25 protein-coding genes and 1 tRNA gene are annotated in these 21,137 nt (G+C 59.4%); 23 read left to right on the top strand and 3 right to left on the bottom strand.

All coding sequences use genetic code 11. The features are described 5' to 3' along the window. Genes nadD through BSP239C_RS17980 form a run of 4 tightly spaced genes read left to right on the top strand, consistent with a single transcriptional unit; the run spans window position 1 to window position 3,089 of the window. Entirely contained in the window at window positions 1-606 is a 606-nt protein-coding gene (nadD, locus tag BSP239C_RS17995; RefSeq protein WP_101574728.1) for a nicotinate-nucleotide adenylyltransferase, read from the top strand. Next, window positions 599-2,089 carry a hypothetical protein gene (locus BSP239C_RS17990; protein WP_101574727.1) on the top strand — a complete coding sequence of 497 codons (1,491 nt, stop codon included), beginning with the start codon at window positions 599-601 and terminating at the stop codon, window positions 2,087-2,089. Before nadD ends, BSP239C_RS17990 begins: the two co-directional genes overlap by 8 nt. Window positions 2,090-2,133: 44 nt before the next feature. Continuing rightward, window positions 2,134-2,496, top strand: a complete 363-nt coding sequence (gene rsfS, locus BSP239C_RS17985) for a ribosome silencing factor (protein ID WP_101574726.1) — start codon at window positions 2,134-2,136, stop codon at window positions 2,494-2,496. After that, a complete protein-coding gene (locus tag BSP239C_RS17980; protein WP_101574725.1) occupies window positions 2,493-3,089 on the top strand; it encodes a histidine phosphatase family protein in 597 nt (198 codons plus the stop codon). The genes rsfS and BSP239C_RS17980 overlap by 4 nt, the downstream gene beginning before the upstream one ends. A 59-nt stretch (window positions 3,090-3,148) precedes the next feature. Here the strand turns inward: BSP239C_RS17980 and BSP239C_RS17975 are convergent, their stop codons facing one another. Next, window positions 3,149-4,279: a glycosyltransferase family 1 protein gene (locus BSP239C_RS17975; RefSeq protein WP_180959094.1), complete on the bottom strand. Its 1,131-nt coding sequence runs from the start codon at window positions 4,277-4,279 to the stop codon at window positions 3,149-3,151. 124 nt (window positions 4,280-4,403) lie between these two features. On the opposite strand from BSP239C_RS17975, the gene BSP239C_RS17970 reads away from it, so the two are divergent. Genes BSP239C_RS17970 through BSP239C_RS17945 form a run of 6 tightly spaced genes read left to right on the top strand, consistent with a single transcriptional unit; the run spans window position 4,404 to window position 10,368 of the window. Further along, the gene (locus BSP239C_RS17970) at window positions 4,404-7,484 is read left to right on the top strand and encodes a DUF4040 family protein (protein WP_101574750.1); all 3,081 of its coding nucleotides are present in this window, start codon (window positions 4,404-4,406) and stop codon (window positions 7,482-7,484) included. Next, complete coding sequence (locus BSP239C_RS17965) at window positions 7,475-7,807, top strand: sodium:proton antiporter (RefSeq protein ID WP_101574724.1); 333 nt, start codon at window positions 7,475-7,477, stop codon at window positions 7,805-7,807. Before BSP239C_RS17970 ends, BSP239C_RS17965 begins: the two co-directional genes overlap by 10 nt. Further along, window positions 7,804-9,321: a monovalent cation/H+ antiporter subunit D family protein gene (locus BSP239C_RS17960; protein WP_101574723.1), complete on the top strand. Its 1,518-nt coding sequence runs from the start codon at window positions 7,804-7,806 to the stop codon at window positions 9,319-9,321. Before BSP239C_RS17965 ends, BSP239C_RS17960 begins: the two co-directional genes overlap by 4 nt. Further along, entirely contained in the window at window positions 9,318-9,716 is a 399-nt protein-coding gene (locus tag BSP239C_RS17955) for a Na+/H+ antiporter subunit E (protein WP_308298081.1), read from the top strand. The genes BSP239C_RS17960 and BSP239C_RS17955 overlap by 4 nt, the downstream gene beginning before the upstream one ends. Beyond that, a complete protein-coding gene (locus BSP239C_RS17950) occupies window positions 9,713-9,973 on the top strand; it encodes a monovalent cation/H+ antiporter complex subunit F (protein WP_101574722.1) in 261 nt (86 codons plus the stop codon). The genes BSP239C_RS17955 and BSP239C_RS17950 overlap by 4 nt, the downstream gene beginning before the upstream one ends. Beyond that, complete coding sequence (locus BSP239C_RS17945) at window positions 9,973-10,368, top strand: monovalent cation/H(+) antiporter subunit G (RefSeq protein WP_101574721.1); 396 nt, start codon at window positions 9,973-9,975, stop codon at window positions 10,366-10,368. The genes BSP239C_RS17950 and BSP239C_RS17945 overlap by 1 nt, the downstream gene beginning before the upstream one ends. Here BSP239C_RS17945 and BSP239C_RS17940 read toward each other — a convergent pair. Next, window positions 10,365-11,087, bottom strand: a complete 723-nt coding sequence (locus BSP239C_RS17940) for an alpha-ketoglutarate-dependent dioxygenase AlkB (protein ID WP_101574720.1) — start codon at window positions 11,085-11,087, stop codon at window positions 10,365-10,367. The genes BSP239C_RS17945 and BSP239C_RS17940 overlap by 4 nt on opposite strands. An 18-nt stretch (window positions 11,088-11,105) precedes the next feature. After that, window positions 11,106-12,314 carry an NAD(P)/FAD-dependent oxidoreductase gene (locus BSP239C_RS17935; protein ID WP_101574719.1) on the bottom strand — a complete coding sequence of 403 codons (1,209 nt, stop codon included), beginning with the start codon at window positions 12,312-12,314 and terminating at the stop codon, window positions 11,106-11,108. Between the two features lie 133 nt (window positions 12,315-12,447). On the opposite strand from BSP239C_RS17935, the gene BSP239C_RS17930 reads away from it, so the two are divergent. The 13 genes from BSP239C_RS17930 (at window position 12,448) to BSP239C_RS21415 (ending at window position 20,939) form a co-directional block, all read left to right on the top strand. Continuing rightward, window positions 12,448-12,520 (top strand) — tRNA-Ala (locus BSP239C_RS17930). Between the two features lie 143 nt (window positions 12,521-12,663). Further along, a complete protein-coding gene (locus tag BSP239C_RS17925; protein WP_101574718.1) occupies window positions 12,664-13,863 on the top strand; it encodes a site-specific integrase in 1,200 nt (399 codons plus the stop codon). 827 nt (window positions 13,864-14,690) lie between these two features. Beyond that, window positions 14,691-14,897: a helix-turn-helix domain-containing protein gene (locus BSP239C_RS17920; protein ID WP_101574717.1), complete on the top strand. Its 207-nt coding sequence runs from the start codon at window positions 14,691-14,693 to the stop codon at window positions 14,895-14,897. 208 nt (window positions 14,898-15,105) lie between these two features. Then, window positions 15,106-15,270: a hypothetical protein gene (locus tag BSP239C_RS20825; protein ID WP_180959093.1), complete on the top strand. Its 165-nt coding sequence runs from the start codon at window positions 15,106-15,108 to the stop codon at window positions 15,268-15,270. A gap of 113 nt (window positions 15,271-15,383) precedes the next feature. After that, window positions 15,384-16,166 carry a hypothetical protein gene (locus BSP239C_RS17915; RefSeq protein WP_101574716.1) on the top strand — a complete coding sequence of 261 codons (783 nt, stop codon included), beginning with the start codon at window positions 15,384-15,386 and terminating at the stop codon, window positions 16,164-16,166. Between the two features lie 81 nt (window positions 16,167-16,247). Next, window positions 16,248-16,586: a hypothetical protein gene (locus BSP239C_RS17910; protein WP_101574715.1), complete on the top strand. Its 339-nt coding sequence runs from the start codon at window positions 16,248-16,250 to the stop codon at window positions 16,584-16,586. Continuing rightward, window positions 16,583-16,864, top strand: coding sequence for a hypothetical protein (locus tag BSP239C_RS17905; protein ID WP_101574714.1), 282 nt, complete (start codon window positions 16,583-16,585; stop codon window positions 16,862-16,864). The genes BSP239C_RS17910 and BSP239C_RS17905 overlap by 4 nt, the downstream gene beginning before the upstream one ends. A gap of 81 nt (window positions 16,865-16,945) precedes the next feature. Then, window positions 16,946-17,254, top strand: coding sequence for a WhiB family transcriptional regulator (locus tag BSP239C_RS21425; RefSeq protein WP_101574713.1), 309 nt, complete (start codon window positions 16,946-16,948; stop codon window positions 17,252-17,254). Then, window positions 17,251-17,775: an HNH endonuclease gene (locus tag BSP239C_RS21420; protein WP_180959092.1), complete on the top strand. Its 525-nt coding sequence runs from the start codon at window positions 17,251-17,253 to the stop codon at window positions 17,773-17,775. Before BSP239C_RS21425 ends, BSP239C_RS21420 begins: the two co-directional genes overlap by 4 nt. Window positions 17,776-18,003: 228 nt before the next feature. Next, a complete protein-coding gene (locus BSP239C_RS20820) occupies window positions 18,004-18,150 on the top strand; it encodes a hypothetical protein (RefSeq protein WP_180959091.1) in 147 nt (48 codons plus the stop codon). A gap of 204 nt (window positions 18,151-18,354) precedes the next feature. Beyond that, window positions 18,355-18,540 carry a hypothetical protein gene (locus BSP239C_RS17890; protein ID WP_101574711.1) on the top strand — a complete coding sequence of 62 codons (186 nt, stop codon included), beginning with the start codon at window positions 18,355-18,357 and terminating at the stop codon, window positions 18,538-18,540. A 268-nt stretch (window positions 18,541-18,808) separates the two neighbouring features. Beyond that, window positions 18,809-19,561 carry a hypothetical protein gene (locus BSP239C_RS17885; RefSeq protein WP_101574710.1) on the top strand — a complete coding sequence of 251 codons (753 nt, stop codon included), beginning with the start codon at window positions 18,809-18,811 and terminating at the stop codon, window positions 19,559-19,561. A gap of 871 nt (window positions 19,562-20,432) precedes the next feature. After that, entirely contained in the window at window positions 20,433-20,939 is a 507-nt protein-coding gene (locus tag BSP239C_RS21415; RefSeq protein WP_145997494.1) for an HNH endonuclease, read from the top strand. The last annotated feature ends 198 nt before the right edge of the window (window positions 20,940-21,137 follow it).

Below are 21,137 nucleotides of genomic sequence, written 5' to 3'. Positions count from 1 at the left end.
ATGGCAAAACAACCACGCAGGGTCGGTGTCATGGGTGGCACCTTCGACCCCATTCACCACGGTCACCTGGTAGCAGCCAGTGAGGTACAGTCGACCTTCGATCTCGACGAAGTCGTCTTCGTGCCCACTGGCCGTCCCTATCAGAAGGACGCCGGAGAGGTCACCAGCGCCGAACATCGGTATCTGATGACCGTCGTCGCAACAGCGTCGAACCCGCGTTTCACCGTCTCTCGAACCGACGTCGATCGTCCAGGTCCCACCTACACCATCGACACGCTTCGGGATCTAGCCAAGAGCTACGGGTCAGACACAGAGATGTTCTTCATCACCGGCGCGGACGCTTTGGCTCAGATTCTGACGTGGAAGAATGTAGATGAGCTGTTTTCCTTGGCGCACTTCGTCGGAGTGAGCCGCCCGGGACACGAACTTCGCAGTGAAGGTCTTCCGGTGGACCGATTGAGCTTGGTGCAGATTCCTGCCCTGTCGATCTCGTCCACGGATTGCAGACTACGGGTGATGGATGGGGCGCCCGTCTGGTACCTCGTACCGGACGGGGTCGTTCAGTACATCGCGAAATACGAGTTGTACAGGAGTGAAAATGGCTGAGGAGCAGTTCACATCACGTCGTGCCCGGCGCGAAGCCGAGCGAATTGCTGCAGAGCAGGCGTTCGAAGCACGAGAGACGCCTGAGCAGCCAAGCGAGCCGTCGGCGACCGATCGAGCCGAACTGCTGAACCCGCAGCCGTCGTCCACTCAGACACCGGCATCGTCTGCTAAACCAACCGAAGCGCCTGCCCGGGCACCTGAGACGCTCGCCGATGCACCGGAAGCTCCTGCTCAAACGTCCGATTCGCCCACCGGTGTGCCCGTACCCCGAGTGAACAGTGACGAGTCCGAAGCGGCTGACACCAGCTCGCGCGTCGACGCGGAACCAACACCCCGCATCAGTCATGAGCGCGGTGCTTTGGCTACTGACTACCCGCAGGAATCCCGGCCACCAGTCAACGCCGAAGACCGTCTCGACCCGCAGCGCGCCCCATTGCCGCATTTTGATTCGCGCACGGCACGCAAGAATTATCTGCGCGAACACGGACTGTCTCTGGAAGGCGACGTCTCCACGGGCGCGATCCCAGTCATCGCGGGTCTCGAGGAGAACTCACCGGAGGGATCGGACGAAGACAACTCCGGCGAGAACGAATCCTTCGATACCGCAGGATTCGGCGGATCCGCCGACGAAGTCGCCGCCCGTGATTTCGAATCGCCCGTCACCGCCGATTCAGCTCCTCGCCCGACTGCCCTCGACGATGCTCCCCACGATGCGCTGTCCCAGCCGATCGAGGAACTGGACCCCAAAGCCGCTCCGGCAGGCCCCACCCCCGAATCCGCGGAGACTCCCGCGGACGACGATGCACTGGCGCCTGCTCCGGAGTTGCCCGGTGCCGCGCGGTCTTCTTCCGAGCCACACGCTGCCGAGTCAGCAGCACCGGCTCCCTCGGGTGCTGCCGAAGACGTTCCGAGCGATGAGACGCTGGGCAATGATGCGACAGACGAAGATGACTCGCTGAGCCGCTCGCGGCGCATGCCGATCGTTCAGCCTCCGAGCACCTCGGGGGTGCGGGTCGTCACCGCGGCCTCAGCCCAGATCCCTGAGGCCGACAGCCCTGAGACGAGCACTGATGTTCGGAGCAACCAGCATTCGGCGGACCGGAACGAGCCCGGCGGAGACACGAACGCAGCTGCGGCACCGACTCCTGACCCGTCTGCAGCCGATCTCGACCCGCGACAGAACCCGGACTCCGGCTATGAGGCTGGGACCGCATCCGACGATGCTGCTCGTGCTCTTGCAGCCAACCCGGAGACGCGTCCGATGGAGACAGTGCCCGAGGCATGGGCGCTTCCCAACCCTGACTATGAGGATGAAGAGACCGAAAATCCTCCAGGCACTCGCATTCGCGCCAGCGAGGTCACCGGTCACGATGGCCGGATCCTTGTTGGTGAAGAACCATCCAAAGTACCCTTTGTAGTGCTGGGTGTCGCTGCGCTCTTCGCAGTCGCACTCATCGTCATTGCACTGGTCATGTTGCTGTAATCATCTGAAAGGCTCTTGTGAGCGAGATCGTTGAAACAACCCAAATGCTGAGGACTGCCGCCCGCGCGGCGGACGAGAAGTTCGGCACCGATCAAGTGGCCCTCGACGTGAGTGCCACTCTGTACATCACCGATGCCTTCCTCATCATCTCGGCAGAGAACGATCGGCAGATTGCGTCGATCGTCGACGCTGTCGAAGAAGCTCTGCAGACGACCTATGGTCATACACCGTTGCGCCGAGAAGGCAGGGGGAGCGGCGACTGGGTTCTCCTGGACTTCGGTGACATCGTCGTCCACGTCTTCTCGCAGGAACAGCGCGAATACTACGCGCTCGAACGCCTGTGGAATGACTGCCCTGTCATCGATCTGCAGCTGCCTGCGCCCGCAGGCGCCGGCGACACTCAATGACCAGAACGGTCATCTTCTGGCGGCATGGCCAGACTGACTACAACCTCGAACGCCGGTTCCAAGGTCAGACCGACATCCCGCTCAACGAACTGGGGCGGAACCAGGCTGCGCAAGCAGCGAGCTACCTCAGCAAACTGCAGCCTGACCTCATCGTCTCCTCCGACTTATCGAGAGCCGCTGCTACCGCCGATGAGCTCGCGTCACTTCTGAACGTAGACGTCACACGTGACGAGCGTCTTCGTGAGACCGCCTTCGGCCAATGGGAAGGTCATACCCGCGCGGAGCTCAGCGAATCCTGGCCCGAGGAACTTGAACAATGGCTCAGCGGAGCTGATATGAACCCGCCAGGTGGCGAATCCCGCTCCGAATCGGGTCGGCGCGTCGCCTCGGCGATCACGGACATCATCGATGGCACAGAAGCCCAGACCATCGCCATCGTGGCGCATGGAGCGGTTCTGCGCGCCGCTGCAGAACTGCTGCTCGGCATGGACGGTTCGGGTCGTTTGGCTGTCCTGGGCAACTGCGGACACGGCGAATTCGGCTTCACCGGAACCAACTGGATCCTGCGCAGCTGGGGCACCGTCCCCTCCTAACCGTGGTATGCCCTGCTCGGAGCTCACGCGCCCTCGGTTCGCGCGCCGCCGGCTCGCAATCACTGTCGTGATGCGTGAACCGTGCGGATCATGTCCACCAGCGTCCGTGCAGACGAATCCCAATCGAAGGACTGCGCCTGGTGCTGCCCCGCCGCAGAGAGCTCTGACCACAGCTCGGGATCGGTGAGACGACTGATCGCGGAAGCCACGTCCTTGGCATCGGTGCAGTCGAAGTAGACGGCAGCGTCTCCAGCGATCTCATGGAAGATCGGAATGTCCGAGATCGCGACGGGCACTCCCTGCGCCATCGCCTCGATGACGGGAAGCCCGAATCCCTCTTCCTGAGAGGCCGTGACCAGAGCGGTCGCTCCCTCGAGCAGCTGGGCATACTCCTCATCGCTGACCCCTCGGTGGAAGACCACCTTCGCGTGGTCAGGGATGAGCGCGCGCAGCGCGGCTTCACGTCTGCCCTCGATCCGGCTCGCAATGTGCAGTGTCCAACCGGGCAGATGTGCCAGTGAGCGAATGAGAGTCTCGACGTTCTTGTACGGCAGAAACGCGCCCATGTAGACCAGGGACTTCTCATCATGGCGGCTCACGGTTCGCACACCGCTGACGGATAGCTCGGCTGCATTGGACACGACAGTGACCGGCTTCGATGACAGCTTGTGCTCGGCGATGAGACCCTTCGTAGTCCGGCTCACCGCTGCAATCGCATCGGCACGGCCCAGCAGGAGACGCTGTGGTGCGTAGCTGAGATGGTAGGCCCGCCACAGCAGCCGGATGGCTGAGGGCAGGTCGGCAGGGGGCAGCGGATGAGAATAGTAGATGAGATCGTGGACGGTCAGAATGAGACCGTATCTGCGTCCTGTCGACCCCATGACCTGCATCGTCGAGAAGACCACATCGGCACCGAGTCGATTGAGCTTGCGCGCAATGAAGAGTTCTGCAGGTGAGGTGGGGGAGTTGAGCTTGACCCACGCACAATCGGGAAGCAGATCAAGCTGAGCTTCGTCGTTGATGATCGCAGTGACCTCGATACCGGTTCCCCGCACGGCGGCGAGGAGTGCAGCCAACAGGCGCGATCCGTAGCGGGAGATGCCGTCGTGGTGGGTCGTTCGGGTGAAGCGGGCATCGAAGAATACGCGGATCGTTTCGGTCGTCAGAGGTTTGCTTGTGCTTTTGCTCATGGAACTCCGAGTAGATAGTCTGATCATTTGTAAGTCTGCGTTCATCCGAGATTGCGTTCATCGTGACGAAGGGTCAGTGAGTGAAGGAAGCATCACCCGCGTTCGGGGCCCTGAGGCCTCGGTCATGATCCTAACCGTTGTCGCACTCGCAGCGCTCATCATCGTCACGCCCATCATCACTCGCTGGCTCCGCCGAACCAGCGGATGGCTCCTGGCGGTCGCCTACCTCGCAATCGCCGCCCTTTTCACCCCCACCGCCGCCGAGGTGATGTCCGGGTCCACCCCGGAAGTGTCCTTCCAGTGGATCCCTGCGTTCGGGGTCGATCTGGCGCTTCGTGCCGATGGCATCGGGGTCATCTTCACCTTTATAGCCCTGATCATCGGCGCGATCGTCTTCGTCTATTCGACCGCCTACCTGTCCCCGGGGCGAAACACGAGTTTCTACTGGCTGATGGTGATCTTCACCTTCTCCATGGTGATGCTCGTCCTCAGCAACGACCTTCTGGTGCTGTTCGTCTGCTGGGAGCTGACATCCCTGGCATCTTTCTTCCTCATCGCCCGGTCAGGTTCGCCCGGTCAGGGTCCGTCGCTGCGGACCATGTTCATCACCTTCATCGGCGGACTCTCTCTGCTTATAGCCACCGGAACCATCATCGCGGTCACCGGGACCACGAACATCAACGAGGCGCTGAGTTCACCGGTCTGGTCGGGACAGGCACCGGTGACGACGCTGGTGGCCATCCTCATCGCGGTCGCGGCGATGACCAAATCGGCGCAGTTCCCCTTCCACTCCTGGCTGCCCGACGCGATGGCCGCGGCCACCCCGGTCTCTGCCTATCTGCATGCTGCCGCCGTGGTCAAGGCCGGCATCTTCTTGCTGCTGCGGTTCACGCCGGCCTTCCACGCCACTCCTGCTTGGAACACTCTGCTCATCGTCGCCGGCCTCATCACCGCCTGCATCGGCGGCTGGTTCGCCCTCCACCAGTACGACGTCAAGAAGCTGATGGCCTATTCCACGGTGTCGCAGCTGGGGCTGATCACCGCGGTGATCGGCATCGGCTCCGAGGCAGCGATCGCCGCGGCGATCCTGCACGTCATCGCTCACGCCCTGTTCAAATCCGGTCTGTTCATGATGGTCGGCGTCATCGACCACCTCACAGGAACCCGCGAATTGACCAGAATCCCACGACTGATGCGCGCGGCACCGGTCTCCTTCGCCGTCATGATCGTCGGCTGCGCCTCGATGGCGGGAATACCTCCGCTGCTCGGCTTCGTGTCGAAGGAGGCGCTCTTCACCGCATTCGGCGATACTCCGGGTTCGGCCTGGACCGCCTGGGCAGCACTGCTGGTGGCCGTGGGTGCTTCGGTGCTGACCTTCGCCTACTGTGCGAAGACCGTGTGGGGTGCCTTCATCGATGGAAAGCGCGTGGACCGGGCCCGCCTGGGACACGGCTCGCCCGTCATGCTCGTTTCCGCTGCTGTGCCGATTTTCGCGTCTATTCCGCTGAGCTTCGCCCTGTTCGTCTTCGACAACCCCATCAGCCAGGCTGTTCGTGCTTCCCTGTTCGAGTCAACGGGGCCTACAGACTTGGCACTGTGGCATGGGGTCAACGCAGAACTCATCGCCTCTGCGCTGATCATCGCGGTCGGCGTGATCATCATCTTCAACCGCTCCCGCGTCTTCGTCTTCTTCCACCGAGCCGCCCTCGGATTCGATGGCGCCGATGTCATGAGCGGCCTCACCTGGGTCCTGCGCCGAGCGGGTCGTGGACTGAGCATCTTCGCCAAGCCGATGAATTCCGGTCCCTACCTGGCAATGTCGCTGGGCGGTCTCGCTGTGCTCGCATTCTCTGCTGTGCCGATCATCTACCCGGATCTGCCACCGCTGCAGGATGGTCTGTGGCGACCCATCGACATTGTCCTCCTCGTCCTCATCACCATCGCCGTGCTCGTCGTCTGCACCTCCCACTCGCGTCTGACCACAGTTGTCGCGCTGTCGGGAGTCGGCATCCTCGCCACGGTTCAGATCTTGGCTCTTGGTGCCCCGGACGTCACCCTCACCCAGCTGCTCGTTGAGGCGATGACGATCATCGTCATCATGCTGGTGCTGCAGAAGCTTCCACGTTCCTTCTGGCGATACCCGAAGCGTCTGCAGGCCATCCGCGTGATCTTCGCCCTCGTCGTCGGTCTGGCCGCGACCGTGCTGACGCTGGCTCTCAACGGGCGTCGAGAACGGTCCGACCTCGGTCTCTACTACATCGACAACGCCCCGGACATCAGCGGCGGGCACAATATCGTCAACACGATCCTCGTGGAATTCCGTGCTCTGGACACGCTGGGGGAGCTCACGGTCCTCGGCATGGCCGGCATCGCGATCGTCGCGGTGATGTCGACGGTCAAGGACAAGTTCATCGACCCTCCGGCCGAGAACATCCCCGAACCACCTCGGCAGGCGTGGATCTCGATCCGCCCCCGCGGCACGACGGCCTATCGCGCGGTCCACGAGGCCTGGCCGAATGTGATTCCCCAGCAGCTGACGATCAGAGTGCTCGGCCCCCTGCTGGCGATCACCTCTCTGGTCGTCTTCTGGCGCGGTCACAACGAACCCGGTGGCGGCTTCATAGCCGCACTCATCGGATCCGCGGTCATCGGCCTGCTCTACATGTCCACGGCCAAGGACAGAGCCATCGGCCCGCCACGTGCCCCGCTCTACCTCATCGGCTCCGGCGTGGCCACCGCAGTCGTGACCGGACTCATCGGCCTCATCGCTGTCGGTTCGTTCCTCGAACCCCTGCACGCGGAGTTCCTGGGCCAACACTTCACCACCTCGATGCTCTTCGACCTCGGTGTCTACCTCGCGGTCCTCGGCCTCATCCTGGCCTCGTTCAACCTCCTCGGAGTCTCCGACTCTGCGGCCACGCCAGCCGGTGACGACGTGCTGACCAATGGCATCATCCGCCGCGATGTCGAACGCACTCGCGAACGTGCCGATGAGCTGCTCTACGGTGAGCTCAGCGGACCGTTGGACTCGATCAGAGGGGAGCGACCTTCCCGGGACCGACGGTCGAAGGACGCCGACCCGGATGCCAAGGTAAGAGCATCATCGACTCATATCCTCCACGGCGATGCTCCCGTCGAGAGGTCAAGCGGCGAAACAGCGGAGCAGTCGCCGACAGATGAGCAGGAGGCTGCGAAATGGTCCTAGCCATCACCATCGGTGTACTCACCGCAGGCGGCGTGTATCTGATGATGCAGCGGTCGATGGTCAGAGGAGTCTTCGGGCTCACGCTCGTCTCCCACGCCGCGAACTTCATCCTGCTCTCCGCAGGAGTCGGGGCCTGGCGCGTCGAACCTCTCAGCGATCGGGGTGATCAGAGCCTGGCCGCTGACCCGCTGCCGCAGGCCTTCGTCCTCACCGCCATCGTCATCACCTTGGCGGTGACGATCTTCATGCTTGCTCTGGCTGTGCTCGGCCATGACGACGATCAGAAACGGGCCCCGGAGACAGGGGAGGGTCGAGAATCATGAACTCAGCCTTCCTGCTCCTGCTCATCGGCATCCCGCTCCTGTTCTCGGCGCTGAGCGTACTCATCACTTCGCGCACATTCGACCGCGTCGTGCTGTTGGCTGCCCCGAGCTTCGTCGGTATCTCCGGCATCGTTCTGCTCTTCGTCCACCAACGCCAACCGGTGCTGGCCCATTCTGTCGGCGGCTACGTTCCTGGCCTGGCGATCCCCTTCGTCTCCGACACCTTCACCGCGCTGATGCTGGTCCTGACCTCCGTTGTCGCCATCGCCAGCTGCATCTTCCTCATCGCCACCGGTGAGGACCAGTACCGTTTCGTTCCCGCCCTGATCCTGATGATGCTCACCGGTGTCTACGGTGCGCTGCTGACCGGGGACCTGTTCAACTTCTTCGTCTTCATCGAAGTCATGGTGCTGCCGGCCTACGCACTCATCGCGGTGACCGGAACCTGGCGCCGCCTCGGCGTGGGTCGCATGTACGTGATGGTCAACCTGCTCACCTCGACGATCCTGCTCATCGGAGTCGGTTTCGTCTACGGCGCCAACGGCACCGTCAATATTGCGATCCTCGCCCAGATGGGGGCTCCGACCGGGCAGGGAGCATTGGCCATCGGCGTTGTGCTCTTCGCCCTGATCATCAAGGCCGGTGGGGCACCATTCCACGGCTGGCTCGTGCGCAGCTACCCGAACACCTCGGCGGGAATGATGTCCCTGTTCTCGGGACTGCACTCGAAGGTCGCTCTCTACGCGATCTACCGCGTCTACACCACCGTCTATGGTGAACCGGCCGCTTGGGTCAACGTCATCAGCGTCATCGCAATAGCCAGCATCCTCATCGGCTCATTGTCCGGATTCGGGCAGAACAGGGTCCGCAACGTCCTTGCCTTCCAGATGACGAGCGGGGTGGGGCACATCCTCCTCGGTGTGGTCCTTCTGACCTCGACGGCGCTGGGCGCCGGCGCCTTCTACATGGTCCACCACATGATCACGATGTCAGGTCTCCTCCTCATCATGGGAGCAGTCGAGCAGACCTATGGCAGCGGCTCATTCCGAAAGCTGACCGGAATGGCCAGCCGGGAACGATGGGCCACGATCCTGATGATCCTGGGTCTCTTCTCACTCATCGGTCTCCCGCCGACCTCGGGGCTGTGGGGCAAGGTCGGACTGATCACCGCAGCAATCGGCAGCGGGGACAGCCTGGGGTGGTGGCTGGTCGGCGCGATCGTCGTCGGCGCTCTCATCAGTCTGCTGGCGCTCCAGCGGCTGTGGCGCAACACCTTCTGGGGACCACCGATGCAGACCTACCGCCCCGATTCCGCCGATACCGGCCGGGCCCCGGCCGAACCCATCATGAGGAGCGTTCGGATTCCCGCTCGACTGCTGGTGCCGGGAACGATCATGATCGCAATGTCTGTGGCCATCTTCGCCTACCCCGAGCCGCTGCTCGAGGTCACGACCCGGGCCGCGGCCGGACTTCTTGACCACAGCGCCTACATCGAGGCGGTGACGACGCCATGATGCGCGTTATCCACGGCATCACCTATCTGGCCTATATCGGCTGGGCAATCGTGACCGGGTCGCTGACGATCGTCACCCGACTCTTCCGTCCCGGCCAATACGCGCATCCGATGATCGTCGAGGTACCGCTGCGGTGCGTGACCGACCTCGAGGTGACCCTATTCGCCTCATCGATCACCATCACCCCCGGAACCCTGGTTGCCGCCATCGCCGCCGGCACCTCCACACAGCCGCCGGTCTTCTTCGTCCATGCTCTCTTCGAGGATTCGGAAGAGGCCGCTTTGGAGGGCCTCTACGACATGGAGTCACGACTGCTTGCTATGACCAGGGGGCGGGCGCCATCGTCACCGGCGGCCCCCCTCGCCGAAGTCGAACAGGAGGAAGAACGCCCATGACCCTTGTCGTCAGCATCTGCATCGTCATCCTCGCCGCGGCCGTCATCCTCGGTCTCGTCAGGGTTCTCACCGCCAAGGACCTGGGGTCGCGAGCAATCGTCAGCGACCTCATGTACTTCTCCGCCATCGGTATGCTCACGATGTTCGGCATCCTCGTATCCTCGTCGATCGTCCTCGACGCAATCTTCCTCTCATCGATGGTCGGCATTCTGGCCACCGTCGCCCTGTCACGAATCCTGACAAGGGGGCTGCGTTGATGAGCGATGCTGTAGCGACCACCCTTGTCGGTGTCTTCGGGATCACCGGATCCCTCCTCATGCTGTTCTCCGCGCTTGCGATGTTCCGAGTCCGCGACGCACTGTCCCGAATCAACGTGTTCTCACCGGCCACAGGGTTGGGCATGCCTCTGATCGTGGCAGCGGTCTACGTCTACGACATCCACACTGAGGGCTTCAGCTGGAGTTCCCTGCTCATGGCCGCTGTTGCTGTGCTGTGTCTGATCATCGTGTCGTCGGTGGCCAGTAACACTCTGTCGCGTGCCAGTGTTCTCTCAGGGCAGCCTGTCTTTCGCAAGACCGCGCCGAATCGTTTAGCCCGCCCACCTGAGGGAGTCGTCGATGAGGACCCGGACTCGCTGGAGTCGTCCGCTTAGTCCTTGCCTGTGGTGCGCATCGTGATGTTGATCCTGCCCCCGCCGAGGTGATCCAGACGACCGCACTCGGGTGCGGTGGCCACCCGGATCGATGTCACCCCGTGATAGGCGAAGCGGGCAGGTCCGCCGAAGACGAAGGCGTCGCCGGAGGCCAGCCGAATGTCCTCAAAGGGTTTGTTCCGGTTGCGCGTGTTGCCGAACCGGAAGATGCACGTGTCACCAAGTGACAAGGACACGACCGGAGCAGGATCGAATTCGTCCTTGTCTTGGTGCATGCCCATCTTCGCCTGCGCATCGTAGTAGTTCACGAGCGCGACATCCGGGCGGTAGTCCTCGGGGACCAGACCCCACAGCTCGGGAGCCTGACTCGGGGAGCCAACGTCCTCAGCCACCACCTCGGCGGCCTGGGAGATGACCTGGCTGCCCAGGCGAGTCATCCAGTCAGGGAATGACAGCACCCGCTCCCCATTGACATCGCGGGCGTGGCGATCATAGCGGCCCGGCTGCCAATGCCAGCCGAGTCCGATTGTCTTCACACTCATCGGGTGCCCGGCGATCGATGTCGCATGTGCAGGCACAGGTCCGGACTGCCATATCGTGTACTGCCTGATGATCCAGGCTTGTGCCGCGTCGTCGAGGAAACCAGGCAACCAGACCGCCCCCGGTGCGATGACGCGGGGGCGGCGGTCGAAGGCCTCGTCGGCGAACAGTGACTCCATGACAGGGTGGACTCGAACTCAGAGTTCTGTGAGCTCGATCGACTCGTCCTGCAGGCGTGCAGCGGATACGCTCTTGCCGATGAGTGCGCGAAGCTCGTCGCCTACATCCCAGATGTTGACGTTCATAGCCGCTGTGACGGCGCCGCCGCGAGTCCAGAAGACAATGAACTCACCGCTGGACTTGTCGCCGCGGATGACGACGTCGTCGTCACTGGTGCCATGGCCGACGTATTCCATGCCGAGGTCGAACTGGTCGGTGTAGAAGTACGGCTGCCAGTCGTATTCCTTGTCCCCGCCGGTGATTGTCGATGCTGCGACCTCGGCCTGGCGAACAGCGTTGTCCCAGTGTTCGACGCGCAGACGCTGCTTCAGCAGTGTGTTCTGAGCTGCAGCGATATCGCCGATGGCGAAGATGTTGGGATCGCTGGAGCGCATGTGCTCATCGACGAGGACGCCGTTATCGATGTCTAAGCCTGCTGACGTGGCCAGTTCGATAGTGGGGTCGGCGCCGATCCCCACGACGACCAGGTCGGCAGGCAGGACACCGGCACTGGTCTGGACGGATTCGACGGCCTTCGATCCTGAGAAGCCGGTGGTCTCGGCCTCGGTGACGAACTCGATGCCGTTGGACCGGTGCAGCTCTTCGAAGTACTGACCGATCTCCGCGCCGAGGGCCGACTTCAGTGGGGGAGTCGACCGCAGGACGACCGTGATCTCACAGCCGGCGTTCTGTGCTGCTGCCGCGACTTCGAGTCCGACCCAGCCACCGCCGATGATGACGACCTTATTGCCCTGGCTGAATTGCGAGCGGATGGCCACAGCATCACCCGCATCGCGAAGAGTGTGGATGTTGGCCAGTTCTGCGCCCGGCACCTCCAGGGTTCGCGGGGTGGATCCGTTGGCCAGGATGACCTGCCCGTAGGTGAGACTTTCGCCGCTGTCGAGGGTGAGGGTCTGATTCTTCGCATCCAGTTCCGTGACAGCGGTGCCGAAGAACGTCGTCACATCGTGGGCGGGATACCAGTCTGCTCCGCGCAGTGCCGACTCTGCCGGGTCAGACCCTTCGAGCATGACCTTCTTGGACAGGTCCGGGCGGTAATAGGGTGCGGCCGGATCTGCACCGATGAGAGCGATGGACCCTGAGTAGCCGCGCTCGCGCAGAGCCTCGACCGCGGTTCCGCCGCCGATTCCGGCGCCGATGATGACAGTTCCGAATTCCTGAGCCATTGTTCGTCCTTCCACGAGGGGGATTTCTTCCACCCTGTACCGCCAGTCGCAGTGAGTCAACCGAACCTGGACCGTTGCCGGTGCGATGCCGTTTTGTGCAGGGCGGGACCTTCGGCGTAAAGTGAAGAACGAAGGGGCTTTAGCTCAGTTGGTAGAGCGTTTCGTTCGCAATGAAAAGGTCAGGGGTTCGATTCCCCTAAGCTCCACTTCAGGATAGCACAATCCGCATGAATCCGGGGTTTTCCCCTAGAATTCGGGGATGTAGCAACTAGTCCCAGTGATCTTGAGTAATCGTGAACCACCGTCATACAGCGTGAGACTAGTCCCAGAGTAGTCCTATACTTAGCCCATGGCGAAGACCGAGAAACTACCCCAGGGCATCAACAAAACCCCCAAAGGCCGCTACCGCGCCCGTGTCTACTACCAAGGCAAGCAACAGTCCATAGGACAGTTCGACACCCTCACAGACGCGAAGGCGGGACTGGTCAACGCGAAGTCAGACATAGCGCGGGGTGTGTTCGTGCCCATGTCCACCCGTAAGGCTCAAGAGCGCGAGCAGGTACAGGAGCAAGAGCGGTCCACGGTCACAGTTGACCATGTGGCTGAGAAGTACTTTGCATTCCTCGAAACGTCTGGCAAGGCACGGGGCACCATCTACACGTATGAATCTCGGTTCAGGTCACACGTCGCACCCACATTCGGCCACCGTCCCATAGCTGAAATCACCGTCAAAGACATTGAGGACTGGTTCACGAAGCTCACTGAGACTAAAGGGCGCGGTGTTGCCCGTTCCGTCTACCTGACAGCATCGGCGTTCTTCAATTACGCAGCAGGCGATGCACGGGGCCAATCATCGGCATTTGAGCCGTACATAGAAACCTCACCCTGCAAGGTATCCGGGGCCGCTAAACACCGTCCCGCACATAGGGATAGTGAGCCTGTAGCCACGGTGGAGCAGTTGACGTTCATTGCCGACCACGTGCCACCCCAGTACCGTCTCGCCATTCTGTTTTCGGGGTGGTGTGCTGTTCGCCTGGGTGAAGTCCTCGCCCTGAAACGCTCCGACCTCACAGACGTGAACGGGCAACTATGGTTGAACATCTCTAGGCAGGTCCAGGCACGCGGTAAAGGACTGTATGAGACCGAACCTAAGTCTGAGGCTGGTGTCCGCTCTGTGCCCATTCCTGGTGCCCTCAATGACGCAGTGAGTGACCATTTAGAGAATCATGTGGGGAAGGCTAAGACGGCTCTGCTGTTCCCGAGAGTGGGGGAGAAGTGGACGCACCCGAACTATCTGCGCAACCGTTTTAATGATGCGCGTGAAGCTTGGAACGCGGAGCATGAGAATGACCAGTTAGAGAATTTCACTTTCCACGGACTCAGGCACACGGCACTAACCCGCATTGGACAAGCCGGTGCAACTCTCGAAGAACTGAAACGATATGCGGGGCACTCGTCGGCAGAAGTCGTAGCAAAGTACCAGCACGCCACGAGAGACCGGCTCGCAATGCTGGCTGGCAGTCTGTCTAAATCCATAGACAACAACTGACATGAATAGTCATGAATTGACTTTGACGTTACTCTCATGTAGTCTCTGACATATTGACAATGATGTCAGCGCACGCGGGGTTCGCCCCCGGCGCAGGGATTCGCGCTAGTACTGGCGGTCCCAGCTCCTATGCAGGGAACACTCACTGCACGGGATGGGCACTAGAGCTTCGGCACTAGGTCCACTGAGCGGCCCAGGAAGCACGTCTGGACGTTCACCGCAGAATCTGGCTTAGCGTCGGAGTGCGGGTAGCTGTTGTGAACTCGGCTACGAAACCTAGGCTTATTTGTCATGCCCTGGAATCGTAGCCACAGATACACCAAATCCGTCGAGCGACGGTGTTCCGTTCAGTGGTTCGCCGCCGACGCAGATACAGTAATATTTGTAGTACCCAAAAGCAAGGCTCTCAGCATCACGCTGGGGGCCTTTTTCGTGCCCGAAATGCAATGAGCGGTCCTGATACGGTTCCACCACCGACACGCCGACAACGCTGTGGAGAAAGGAAATTCTTATGCGAAAACACCAGCTAACCGGCCAGCAATGTCGGGGGAGTCCCCGTTGTGCAGCCTGTGGACGGTCGAAGCAAATACGTTTCGACACTGGAACTCATGGGAGAATTGACCCTAAGCGAAAGAACACTCACGCTTACTCCCACACATTCTTGCCCAAGGCACTACTACGCCTGAACCCTAAAGAGAGGATTTGACTAATGGTGTAAACTACTCCCACGCGCCTAAAACGCGCTTGTAGCCCCGCTGACTGTCTGGTCACAGAAGCGGGGCTTAACTTATTCAAGTTTCCAAGCAAAACAGCAAAGGGGTAACACCTTGCCGAACACAAAGAACTCTACGCTCACCGAGTTCCCAACGCAAACCATCGCCACAGCAGCGAAGACAACGGGACTCTCAGAAATCACGATCCGTCGCCACATCGCAAACGGTGACCTTCCCGCCTACAAGATTGGCCGTCGCGTCAGGATCGCGGACAGTGACCTCCTGGCCCTGTATACGCCCATCCCGGCCTATGGGGGATGACCATGACTGAGAGGCAAGCAAAGCTACAGCGGTGCCGGGAACAGGCCGCACAGTACGCCGCACGACTCGAACGTGATCGGTGCATGGCAGCACACCCAGCCGGTAAAGGTGGCGCGAAACCAAACGCCGACACCATCGTCAAAGACCCGACCGGAGTACGCGCAGTACACGGTGTGGACTGCCTATCGACTGAGTGCAGGTGGTGCGCGTGACTGTCTATGACCCCGCTTGGTGGCCCGAAGGTTATCCCCGCGTCACCGCCGCACAGACAGCGGAACGCGAATGGTTACGGGCGAAAAACCAAGCCATATCGAAGCGGACCATCGGCATGGTCAACACTGCCGAAGCACGCAAGAAACACGGCATCAAGTAGCACCTGTCCATCTGTCATTTCCTGACATTTAGCGGCAGGACAGTCATATTCCCTGGTCAGACCCCCTAAATGGGGCATCTGTCCATCTGTCATCACATCTCATTGGAGACACTATGCAGTTGAGCAACAAAGCCTTTCAAGGCAACACCGAAATCCTGGTCAACCTCCTGCACAAGCAGGGGCACACAGAAGCAAGCAGGGAAGGCGTACTAGCCCACACGCTTGCATTCATCGGCAACTACGTCGGCAAAGACTCCTACGTCATGATCGGCGACGATAAACACCAGCCGGTCATTTGGCCCATCGTTGTCGGAGAGACAGCAGCGGGCAAGGGCACGTCATCCGGGGCAATCAGACGAGCCTTTAAAGCCTTTGATCCGATCTACATGAAGTCCAACCTCGTCGCCGGTCTCAGCTCGGGCGAAGGCATCATTGACCACCTCTCACCAGAGAAGGATATCGAGACGGGCAATGAGGTTTACCCAGACCCCCGCCTCATCGTCATCGAAGAAGAATTCACGTCGGTGCTGAGGAAGTCGAAGCGCGACAGCTCCATCCTTTCGCAGATTCTCCAATCAGCATGGGACGGCAAACCACTGGGAAGCCTCAACAGGAAGTCCAACAGCTATTCCGCCCATGAACATCATGTGACTGTCGTGGGTCACGTCACCCCACGTGGTCTGGAATCTGAACTCTCATCGGCAGACTTTCACAACGGGTTCGTCAACCGGCTCACCTTCATTCGCGTGAACGTGCAACCAGCCGTAGCCATTCCAAAAGGAATGACCGAGGACGAACTCAACCAGGTTACTGGCATCCTGCAAAGCATCTTCCGAACCGTCCACAAGGGCGAGTACCGGCTTACTGAAAGAGCGCAGGAAGCATGGGTTCAGTAAGGGCCAAGGTTCCGAGTATCAGGTGATAGCAAAGCATCAGAAGCACTGGGAAGGACTCGCCCCCAGATACTTCGCCTTGCATTGATCTACGCAATCATTGACGAATCCCATGTGATCGACGTTCGGCACATCAACGCAGCAGCCGCCGTCGTTAGCTATTCCATGTCCTCGGTCCATGAGTTGTTCGGGGATGTTGAGGCTCGACGAAACAAGAAGCTAGTTGAACGGCTCAGCAGCGAAGGCCCGATGACCGAGCGTGAAGTTCGACGTATCGGCTTCGGTGGCAAGTCGAGCGTTCCCGAGGCATACGACTGGTTCAAGTCACTTACGGATGCCGGGATCGTCGTTGAGGTGCCCTCTGAGCGTAAGACGGTGATCTGGGGACTCTCGGAAGCGATGACAGAAGGACAGGCGGCATGAATACGACACCTGACCAGCGCAAACACTCGTCCTCGGCGAAAATGACAGGAAATGACAGCATGACAGCAAAGGTGTTCCAAGAAAGCGAATTCCACTACGACAGAAACCGGCGACACGCAAAACAGTCCCGCGTAAGCCCAGCAGTATCCGCATCTGGTGGCCCTGCCGTAAACATCAAGCTCGGCTCAGTCTTCATGTTCCTCACGAACAGCGAAGTGAAACACCTCATCCGCCGACTCGAAAACGCAATTTCAATCTCAGAACAGGAAACCAAATGACACCGACCGATGCCGCGATGATTCTCGCAGCGTTTATATCCAATTTCTCGTGGCTCTACACACTCAAGGACCGGTGGTTCAATGTCTGACTATATTCGCGGCTCCACACGGCCCCACAAGGCTGCAGAAGACGAGGGAATATCCTTAGCAGGTTTCGGTGTGCCAAAGGAATCACTCGACGCTTGGATGCACCTCCAGAGCTTCTTCGCACGGGGTGAGGTCACGCCCTGCCATTCGCGACCCGAGTGGACGAGTAACCGCAAAGCCGACAAGGAGTTAGCAATCCGACTATGCGGCGACTGCCCAGCAAAGGCCGCTTGCAATGAGTTTGCTGAATCCATCGGAGAAACCACCGGAATCTGGGCAGGCATCGACAGGGACAAAAAGTGAAGACATGCAGCAAATGCAAGATTGAGAAACCGCTAGACGAATACCCGAAAAACAAGCCGAGTAAAGGTGGAAGGCTTTCATATTGCAAATCGTGCAAATCTGCCGTTGATAAGCGGTACCGCGAGGCGAACAGAGGAAAGACCTTAGGTCGGCATCGCCAGTACTACGAAGCTAACCGTGAACGTATCCGCGAGGACAGTCGCCGTATCCGGGCCGCGAACAGGGACAAGATAGCGGCTGAGAAGCGCGAATACTATCGCTTAAACCCGCAGGTCAAGTGGCAGTCAAAATATCGCGAACGAGCCAATAAATACGGCATCGAAGCAGTAATTTTTCCGTTCACCCGTGAGCACCTGATAGCGAAATGGGGAGACTCCTGCCATCACTGCGGCGGCGAATGGTCAGGCGTTGACCATTACCCAGTCCCTGTGGTTCACGGCGGGGAGCACAGCCTGGATAACTGCGTCCCGTCGTGCATGCCTTGCAACCAGAAATCATGGCGGGGCGGTGTCAGCCGGTGAAACAGCAACCACAGCACAGAAAACAACGCGACAACAAAAAAAAAAACAACTGGGAAGTACAACCCGCCGTAGCAGCTAACGGGAAAACACCACTCGTCGCAGTCCGACTAGGAAACGAAATAGAACTATTCATCCACAAAGGCTTCGCCGTCGCACTCGCTAACGCATTAGTCGATTGCGTCGAAGAAGACAAAACCACAACCATCCGACACAGACCCGGAGGAATCCATGAAAGACCTCACTGAGCAGTTGAAACAGCAGCAGAAAACACTCGCCGCCATCGCAGACCGCGCCACAAGGATTGAGAACAAACTCGACTACATGTCTTCCATCCTAGAACGCATTCGCACAGACCTGGAAAGCAGAACACTTTGAGACCAGTCCAAGAATACGACTGCCACCGCAAGTCCAACGCGAACGCCGAGGCACACATGAAATTTTTCCCCGCGATCCTCGCAGACGGTCGTGAAGGCGTGTCCCTCATGTTCGGCACCTACCGAATCTACCTATCCACGGCAGGGGCAATAACCCTAGCGACCGGAATTGTAAACGCACTTGACGAACACAAGGAGCACAAGCATGAATGACCGACCAGAACGTGAATTCGAAATTGCCCGTGGGGTACGCATCTCAGCAGACCCCGACACGCTCAGCAAAAGCGCTGTCATTGATGAACTATATGAACTCGGCAATTACGCTTCATCACTTCAAATCCAAATGAGAGCGCTCCGCAGCGTCCTGCAACACGCAATCAAGAAAGGTTGATCATGAGGCTTAGTGAAGCTGAGGAACGGGCGTTTCTGGCAGCCATGCGAGGTGAAACACCTAAACCTGCACCGGCCCCTCACGTATGGAAACCAGACGCCCCCGTCATTGACATGCAAGCCAACAACCCGACAGGCATGTCACACGCCGAATGGGAACGCTTGCAGAATATGGCGGCCACTCACGGCGGCGACCATAACGGCATTACCCGTGCAACACGATAACCGCAATACCAATAATCGCAACATCAACTAAGGAGAAACACATAATGCAAATCACCAACAATGCAGCCGAGAACAAGTCCACCGCCTCCAACATTAAGCGTGCACTTAAACGGCTCGAAATCACCATCCCGGAAATGAAGCCAACTAAGAAGTTCGTTGCAAAGGACCGGCCAGACCTTAACGAACTCACCGTTAAGGAAATCCGCGCCAACCGTGACCCCCTCAAAAATGAGGCCATTAAGACGGAACTGCTGCGCCGACTTCTCGACCAGTCCGTGAACTCACACATCAGCATGGACATTGCAGACTCCAAAGCCGTCCTGGAACACTACCGGTCCCACGGCGGCAAGGTTCTCAACGAGATGCAAACCCGGTTTGACGAAGCGGTGGAAGTCCTCCGCGCCAAGCACACACAGATCGGTGGCGGCGATCTCGACAGCAAGGGGGTAGATAAGCATCACGTCGCCCGTGCTGAAGCGACCATTGCGCTTGAGAAAACGAAAGCTGTACTCGACGCATGGAACGCCCTCGTCCCGTTCTTCACCGGCAAATCAGGTAGCACTATTCAGCCACATTTGAAGTTCGTGGATGTGTCCCTGGCTGAGCAGCGGCAGCATGTACTGCACCGTGGAAAGACTCACGACGGAGGCGACCTGAGCGTGTGGGATGCCCTCAACATGGGATTGACTGTCAGCCTCACACTCGACCCCACTGAGGTGAAGCGCCGCGCCCAGGGGCTTGAGGACGAGAAGGCCCGGGAACGCACCCAGGCCCACCGTGAAATGAGGCTCGGATGATACGTATCGCTACAGAGACAGGCCCGGTGGACCTCGACGCATCACCCGAGGGTGTCAGCATTGAGTCCACCCGATTAGTCGTACGCCGGGGGTCCACGACCATAGGGACCTTCCGCAAGTGGACCGGGTGGCACGAGATACCGGGGGCACCAGAGGCATAGGCCCACCCTCCACGGCCCGGGTGTAGGTAGCACTGCACCCGGGCCACCACGGGCCTATCCAGCCCATACCCCACCCGCGCACCAGCAGTGCCCACACAGCGGGGCGAGCACAGGCCACACAGTCTGCAAGAGCTACACGCACTGAACGGCAGTAAGCACAACACAACACGATGAGCAGCAACACAACAACTCAACAGTCGAGAGCGCAACAGTGTGAGTAGTTGAGTAGCTAACTCAGATGATTGGTCAACTCAATCGCAATCTCATTCTGATTTGCAAACTGATCTACTTCAACGTTCATCTTCATTATTCAAACAATGAAACATTCAAGCAATGAAACAAGCAAAGAAATGAATAACGAAGCGAACAACGAATACTTAACCATCGAACACAACGCATAAACACAACACGCGAAGACAAGCAGAACCAACATAAAAGCCAACAGAAGAAACACTAAAGCCAAGAACCGCCATCAAACATGACACACACGCACTAGAACATTAGCTAAGCGAACCAACGAACTGAAACACAACCAAACACGCAACCGCGACGAACAACACACCGCACGCGAACAACAATCCCCGGCAGACGCTGGCACTACCCGGTCGAAAGGTCTGCGCGCTCACCCCGGGCATAGAGACAATCACACACGGCAATATACCAGTTACAACCACAGGGCGGCTTGTGGGTATGAAGCATAGGAGAACGAGATGAAAGTCTGCAGGAAGTGCGGTGTTGAGAAGCCGCTGAATGAGTTTTGGAAGAAGAAGCAGGGCAAGGATGGCTATAACCCTCGGTGTCGTGTTTGCGCCCGTGGTGATGACTTGAAGTATCGGGAAGCTAACTTGGAGGCTTGCGCGAAGTATTACCGGGCCAACAAGGAGCGTTTACGGGAGTACCATGCCGGGCGGTATCGGGATAAGCGTGAAAGCATTAATGCGAGGGTGGCTGAGTATGCAGCCGCTAATCCTCATATGAAGTGGGAGTCGAGGTTCAGGGAGCGTGCGAAGCAGTGCGGGTTCGATCCTGTGGTGGTGTCATTTACTCGTGAAGAACTCGTTGCGCGACATGGCGACGCGTGCTTTCACTGTGGTGGTGTGTGGTCTGAGACTGACCATTACCCAGTGCCGATTGTTCGTGGTGGTGAGCACTCACTAGAGAACGTGGTCCCCAGCTGCCTGCCATGTAATCGACGGTCGTGGCGCGAGACTGCCTAGTCTCCCTCTCCGCGCGCCTACAAGCCTTCCTGGGTCGTTTACTAACCAATTACATACATTGGCCCCGAGTGTGAGGTTCCCCGCAAGTTGTGGACACTTGATCTGTCTCACGCGGCTTGCGCAGACACTTCCTCTTCACTGACCAGGTCGGTCAGTGAACGTGCTTCCTCGAACTCCACCGGCGTCACCTGACCCAGC

The organism is Brevibacterium sp. 239c (genome assembly GCF_900169365.1).
Classification (GTDB): Bacteria; Actinomycetota; Actinomycetes; order Actinomycetales; family Brevibacteriaceae; genus Brevibacterium.
This window is presented reverse-complemented; position numbering and strand designations above follow the sequence as displayed.